Origin of the sequence: Moorena sp. SIO4A1, from assembly GCF_010672065.1 — a bacterium.
GTDB lineage: Bacteria > Cyanobacteriota > Cyanobacteriia > Cyanobacteriales > Coleofasciculaceae > Moorena.
On the sequence record NZ_JAAHHX010000134.1, the window covers coordinates 1 to 6282 of the forward strand.

At 42.0% G+C, this 6282-nt stretch carries 8 protein-coding genes and 2 pseudogenes; 4 read left to right on the top strand and 6 right to left on the bottom strand.

Annotated features, from left to right (window positions below; genetic code table 11):
• Window positions 1–165, top strand: a pseudogene (locus F6K53_RS34655) (IS4 family transposase); the annotation flags it as partial.
• Window positions 166–174: 9 nt separating this feature from the next.
• Here F6K53_RS34655 and F6K53_RS34660 read toward each other — a convergent pair.
• The 3 genes from F6K53_RS34660 to F6K53_RS34670 all read right to left on the bottom strand — a co-directional run bounded on the left by F6K53_RS34660 (window position 175) and on the right by F6K53_RS34670 (window position 2634).
• Window positions 175–765: an AAA family ATPase gene (locus F6K53_RS34660; protein WP_293073439.1), complete on the bottom strand. Its 591-nt coding sequence runs from the start codon at window positions 763–765 to the stop codon at window positions 175–177.
• A gap of 423 nt (window positions 766–1188) precedes the next feature.
• Window positions 1189–1899: a hypothetical protein gene (locus F6K53_RS34665; protein ID WP_293083833.1), complete on the bottom strand. Its 711-nt coding sequence runs from the start codon at window positions 1897–1899 to the stop codon at window positions 1189–1191.
• 288 nt (window positions 1900–2187) lie between these two features.
• Window positions 2188–2634: a DUF488 domain-containing protein gene (locus tag F6K53_RS34670; RefSeq protein WP_293073445.1), complete on the bottom strand. Its 447-nt coding sequence runs from the start codon at window positions 2632–2634 to the stop codon at window positions 2188–2190.
• Window positions 2635–2654: 20 nt separating this feature from the next.
• Here F6K53_RS34670 and F6K53_RS34675 point away from each other — a divergent pair, with 20 nt between their 5' ends.
• Window positions 2655–2798: a hypothetical protein gene (locus F6K53_RS34675; protein WP_293073448.1), complete on the top strand. Its 144-nt coding sequence runs from the start codon at window positions 2655–2657 to the stop codon at window positions 2796–2798.
• Here the strand turns inward: F6K53_RS34675 and F6K53_RS34680 are convergent.
• Together F6K53_RS34680 and F6K53_RS34685 are read right to left on the bottom strand one after the other, a co-directional pair.
• Entirely contained in the window at window positions 2758–3432 is a 675-nt protein-coding gene (locus tag F6K53_RS34680; protein ID WP_293083836.1) for a DUF488 domain-containing protein, read from the bottom strand. The two genes, F6K53_RS34675 and F6K53_RS34680, sit on opposite strands and share 41 nt — an antisense overlap.
• A gap of 383 nt (window positions 3433–3815) precedes the next feature.
• Complete coding sequence (locus tag F6K53_RS34685) at window positions 3816–4871, bottom strand: DUF389 domain-containing protein (protein ID WP_293083838.1); 1056 nt, start codon at window positions 4869–4871, stop codon at window positions 3816–3818.
• 519 nt (window positions 4872–5390) lie between these two features.
• Here F6K53_RS34685 and F6K53_RS34690 point away from each other — a divergent pair.
• A pseudogene (locus tag F6K53_RS34690) lies at window positions 5391–5483 on the top strand (RNA-guided endonuclease TnpB family protein); the annotation flags it as partial.
• Here F6K53_RS34690 and F6K53_RS34695 read toward each other — a convergent pair.
• Window positions 5475–5639, bottom strand: a complete 165-nt coding sequence (locus F6K53_RS34695; protein WP_293083841.1) for a hypothetical protein — start codon at window positions 5637–5639, stop codon at window positions 5475–5477. The pseudogene F6K53_RS34690 and the gene F6K53_RS34695 sit on opposite strands and share 9 nt — an antisense overlap.
• Before the next feature lie 62 nt (window positions 5640–5701).
• On the opposite strand from F6K53_RS34695, the gene F6K53_RS34700 reads away from it, so the two are divergent.
• On the top strand, window positions 5702–6001 hold the full coding sequence (locus F6K53_RS34700; RefSeq protein ID WP_293083844.1) for a hypothetical protein: 300 nt from the start codon (window positions 5702–5704) through the stop codon (window positions 5999–6001).
• The last annotated feature ends 281 nt before the right edge of the window (window positions 6002–6282 follow it).

The following is a 6282-nucleotide window of genomic DNA, read 5'->3' on the forward strand; positions in this document are numbered from 1 at the left end:
CGGAGGCATAGCAGTTTTTACGTTGGTTTGTATGGTCAAACCTGGATGAATTTTAAGGATGTTTGTCTAAAATTAGTAACCGAATTAATGAAATTAAATCCTAATAAACGAAAGTATTATCAACGCGGTTTAAGGGCTAGGTCGCTTATAGAATCTGCGTTTTAGCTCATTTCGTCACCCCCTCAGCTTTCCTAACTGAGGATGGTTATTTTGGGCGGCATGAGATAGAAATAAATAATTTGAGCGAACAAAACCCTTAATACGTTCTTTTTCGCCTTTCAGCCCTCGCCCAAAATACCAATCATACTCCTGTTCTTCTGAACGATAGTTACGCTCAAACCAAGTTTGAGGACGTCCTTTGGGATACGCGATTAGCCACTCTTCGTACACCCGCTCTTGGTCTAAGGAAAATCCGTATTGGTAGCGAATATTATCCTCAATGAAAATAATTTCAAAACAGCTCGGCCTTTTCTGGCAGTCAGCATTTAAGCGAAATGGTTCGATATTCCATCTACTGCCAAGCTGCATGCCAGTGGCTGACTGAAGCACAATCCGACCCATGGTCTGGATTGCACGCACCAGATTGCTCTTCCCCGAAGCATTAGGACCGTAGACCACAGCGCTGGTGAGTAGGCGCAGAGACTTGACATTAGGCATCGGGAAACTATTGCTATTCCGCCCAGTTTTTTTATTAGATGCCACCATGCTCAAGGTCTGGCGCTCTCGAAATGAACGATAATTTTCTACGCTGAACTCAACTAGCATCACTAGGGTCTCCCATGCTTACTTAGGGATTATCCATTAATTTTGGTCAATGGTAAACAATGGTAAAGCCATGATTGAGTTGATTATAGGAAGCTAATTAGTAGATATGCGATTGACCGTAGGTCACGCTACGCGATGAAGCTTCGCTTCCGCTAAAAGCGATCGCATCTCTTCCTAGTAATACCAATTAAACCAAATATTGGTATACCTTAATCCCCTATATCACTGCCTTACATTACCAGTTTATCACCTTATGACCTGATTCCCGTATCCTCTGTAGCAAAAATAAATAAAATTATCATTATTGCTAGGCAAATATATCCATGATTGACTAACATTAATCCAGCTTGTAGGGTGGGCAAAAACTGTTGGATTATTCGGAATACTCTAAATTAGATTACTTGGCCCACCCTACTTTAATTGCTAAAAAGGAAGCTCATCATCCATTCCTAGTATAAGTTTATTCCCTGAATTGCTACGTAATTCAATAACACCTGCTATCAACTTCCAACAAGGGTCACCATCCTTTTGCCAATCACCAGGTCGCCAAGGCATACTCAGACTAACCGTAACCAAACACTGATTTTGTGGTCGATACCCTAACTCTAAATGCCTAACAAATACGGGATCAGTAATCGTAGCAGTCAATTCTTGTCCACAATCTGTTACCAGTGAACCTTCCCATTTTTCTACACCCTCATCTCTGATACCAATAGGTTGAACCAAGAACTCCACAGCTTTCACCAGTTGTAGTGTACATCGTTGCTCTACTGGTAATGACTGCAAGAAACTCACCGTTACATAGCGCTCATTATTATGGAGAATGTATTTTTCCCGGCTACAAAACTTATTCAGATATCCAGCAGGAACTTGTCCTACTCGTCGCCATTGTCCTGGTAATACCAAAAGATTTTCACACTCAAAGCCAAAGTCTGGTCCAGTTTTAGCCAAAGGAATCTCTAAAATATCCAGTAAAGTTGGTTCCCTTCCCGCAATCTGACGCATTGGTTTCGGAATGCGACCATCCGGTAAATCAGATACAGGACGAATCCATTGACATTTCAGAGAATTAATTCCAGCGATACATCTATCGCCATGCTTCCAGGAGTTAGCCAAGCAAATAATCTGAGTCATGCTGCTATCTAATCCCAAGTAAGGTTAGTTTAGACGTAAGCATTCAGCAGTCAGCGGTCAGCGGTCAGCAGTCAGTGGTCAGTGGTCAGTGGTCAGCCGTTGGCCTTTAGCACTTCAAATAGCGTGGTTGGCACAGGCTTCGACGCTGGGAGGTAGCCCATTAGCTGAGAGCTGAGAGCTCAGAGCTATCAGCTGATAGCTGATAGCTGATAGCTGAGAGCTGAGAGCTGATAGCTGATAGCTTACTGATGTTTTTCTATGGTCTTAACAAAGGGGATTTGGTTTCAATCATAGGTGAACTATTTTTATAGTTCCCAATTTTTGACTCAGATATTCTGCTACTAAACGGCGATGACAGTTATGGGGAGTAGGTTCACTACACAGCAGACAGCTACCATCTAATAAGTCTAGTGATACCTTCTTTTCGATTTCACGCTCTGTAATTAATTGTAAGAACTGTTTTTCGTAGGTTTCCCAATCACCATTATTTTTTTTATAGGTATCTAGGATATCCTTGGTCGGAGCCAACTCTAGACGATGTATATAGTCAATATTCCCAATTTGCTGCAAAAAGTATTCAAAATCATTTTTTTTTGTGAAACCAGCTAATTGAGATTTATTATTCAGTCTCGTATCGATAACTCGCCTTACTCCAGCATTAATCAGAAGCTCAAAGAACTGTTGAGCACTCTTTTTAGTAAACCCAATTGTAAATAAATTAATAGTTGGATTCATATATAGCCTTTCTATTACTTATGAGGTACACTCATTTTTTTTCCCCCTACTCCCCACTCCCTACTCCCTACTCCCTACTCCCTACTCCCTACTTCCTACTCCCTACTCCCTACTCCCTACTCCCTACTCCCTACTCCCTACTCCCTTTGCTAGATAAGCAATAGTATCCCCTTGCCTATGATAAACTTCCTTAAGTCTATCCTCCCGAGAGCAATTCTCCCAGTTATCCATAGATGTCGGGTCATCAAATAGGGAAAGTTGCTTCGGTTGTTTGATTTGGGAATCACTTAACCCATGAGAGCTGAGCAACCTCTCTTCTAACTCCTGATGGGACTCTAAGCTGCCATCATTGAGAATATGATTAATCTCTAACTCGGATTTCACTAAATGTTGGCAGACTAAAATTGTCCGATGGCAAGTGATCGGGTCTTTTTCAGCACACATCAAGGCAATTTGGTACGTTTCAGCCCCTTGAATTACCCGTTTAAGACCCGCTGAAAACAGGTCAGTGGCGGCAATTTTTTCATATAACGCTTTACCACCAACATAACAACTGAGATCAGCCGGTCTTGCCCCCAACTCCTTACCCAGAAACACATAGCGAATTCCTGCCGACAATAGTTCAGCCTTGAGGGGGGCTTGACAAAAATGAGGTAAGTAACGGCTGTAAGGATGCGATCGCACATCAGCCACCGCCGTAATTCCGTGCTGCTTGAGTAAAGCAATAAAATCCTCAATACTGAGATTAGAATGACCAATAGTGAATAATTTCCCAGTATTACTAATTGTATTAATCATTTCCAACAATCTCCCTTCTTCCCATTCTTTACGTCTTCTTATATCATGTCGGGATAATTACCCTTAATAAAAATCTCCCCATCTCCCCATCTCCCCATCTCCCCACCCTCCCTCTAATTATGGGTATTCAACCTGACTTGATATTAAGCGAGCCTTGTGGTGGTGCGTTACGGGGCGGACTATCCCAATGATGGCTACGAGGCGGAAAATGAGGCCCCCCTAACGCACCCTACGCAGCTGTTTCATTAATCGGAAGAAATTGTCAGGTTAATAGGCGTGAAAGGGAGGTGGGGTGGGCACTATCTCCCCATCTCCCCATCTCCCTATCTCCCTATCTCCCTAGCGAAGGTCGAATTGCTATAGTTGGTTAGGTCAAATTAAAGTTAATTAGGTTGAGGATTAGGCGATTCCACTGGTATAAATGGAGTAACCTCAACTATCACTTTCAAGGGTTTACCTAGCTTAATGTTAACCGCATCTTCAAACCTCTTAACCTGTTCCGGTGTAATCGGTTTTATTGAACGGATATCCATTTCGATAGAAGGAGGATTAGTTTTCCGATTGATCTTCCAAGTAGAAACTTCTGTTATACCTGGTTTGTTAAACACTTGACTCTTATTAATCAATTCCTGAACTGGCTCCTCAACTCTTCCTTGCTCAAGCACGTCCCAAAAGGTAAGTCCTAGGGGCACCACTAACACAGCAATCAGCACTAACGAGAATCCCCAGTTTAAAGACCGGCTCAGTTCAGTACTCTGAGCATATCCGCTAAAGACATAGACGATCATACAAGCTAGGTTAATCCCAATCAGGTTAGTAATATAAAGGAGAAATGCCCCCTGACTCAAAGTCCATTCTCCCTGGGAGAGGGTTAACCCAACGACACAAAGGGGAGGCATTAGGGCTACTGCAATTGCTGTCCCTGGTACCGCATCCTCTAAAGACGGACGAATTTTAGAGAAACCACTAATTCCCCCGGCCACGATCGCAACCAGTAAATCAATTAGATTGGGTTGAGTTCTTGCTAAAACTTGCGCTCCAAATTCAGGGAATCCGATAACTGTACCAACCAACCAAGAACAACTTATACCGAGTACGGTGCCTACAGCAATAGAAACAAAACTACTCCGTAACAGTTGCCAATCTCCTTCCAAGGTAGCAAAGGACAATCCTCTTAAGGGCAACATCAGAGGAGCAATAATCATCGCTCCAATAATCACCGCAGCACTGTTGAGCACTAGTCCAAAGGTGGCAATTAAACAAGAGCTAATGATTAAAACTAAGAAATTGAGGGTAAGTTCGGATTCTTCAAACAAAGAATTCCTTACCATCATAATTGGAATTGCCTTTAAGCCAAAGTTCCTGAAAAGATTCAAGGTTTTGGAGACTCTAGTTTTAGTCTTTTGAGTCTTTTGATTCTTTTGGTTTTCCTTTTCCATAGATAATAGACGATGCTCCCGACTATTGAGCTAAATTATCTTTCACCAACACATATTGACAATTAACCATAATATCAGGTATTATGTCGCACTTCACAATCTGACTGGTAGATCCGATAATCATTAGGTAACGTTACTGCTCCGTAAGCCTTTAGCTATCAGCCAATGCGCTACTTGAGGTGCTGCTTGAGGTGCTACCAGCTAGGAGGCTATCAGCTAGGAGGCGCTTTGGGTGCATCTCATATTTCTTTACCGAAAAAATTGGGTTTAAAGCCCCGTCCTTCCAGGACGGCTTTAGATGTGGTACAATAAAACCATAAGCAATAGACTTTAAAAGTAGAAAGACACTATCTAACCATAAGTAGACAACGTAAAAAATATGTAAAGCGTACGTATTGCGTAATTGGGTCTAACGACTTAAAAGTCTATGAAAAAATTAGATAAAAAAAGTGTCTATCTATAGAAAAAAAGGTACGGTGGGGCACACCGAAACCTAGTCATAGACTAAACCGCTTGTGGATTTAAAGTTACCGTAAGAATAGTGGAGCCTTTATAGTCGGTCGGTTATGCAGCATAGGGGAAAGGTTTTGTAGTAAGGCTCCACTATTCTAAGGTTTCGTCTCCAAGGAGACCTCTATTTTTCCTGGTTCCGGCCTGGTTAAACAAGTCACCTCGTTGTTCGCGTAGCGTGGCCATAGGCCAAGCAAGAATCCCCGTCCTTCCAGGGCGGGGAGTGTCAAGCTCTTGCCTTTTGCCTCTTGTATGCATGCCTTTTTCGGCAATTCGTGTGTTTACAACCTAGATACAAACGCGCTTATCTTCTGCCTAGAGTGACAGAAGATAGGCGAGAGCAAATCCTAATCCTACTGTACAGTTATTGTCAACTGGGTATGACACTGCAACGGTTTTACCAGAAGTGGGACGTAACTCGGGAAGACATGGCTTTGATCTGCTCCTGTTCTGTTCAAACGGTTAACGGCTGGTTTTCCACCAGTCGTCGCTGTTACCCTCCGACTCCTGGTCACTTGCGCCATCTGGCGATTATGGATTTTTTGTTAGAAGATTTTGAGACTATTCCGAGGGAGTTATTGGATCGATTATGCTTGAAGGAGGAGAGAATGGTGAATTAAGAATTAAGAATTAAGAATTAAGAATTAAGAATTAAGAATTAAGAATTAAGAATTAAGAATTAAGAATTAAGAATTAAGAATTAAGAATTAAGAATTAAGAATTAAGAATTAAGAATTAAGAATTGAGAGGATATCTGAAAAGTTTTTTTATACTGAATTTTGCCCCCCTAGCCCCCCAACTTTGGGGGGAATAAGAGTCAATTTGCTTCTAAAAGTCCCCCAAAATTGGGGGATTTAGGGGGCTTGGATGTAGCAAATGAGACTTCTCAGACAACCTCTGA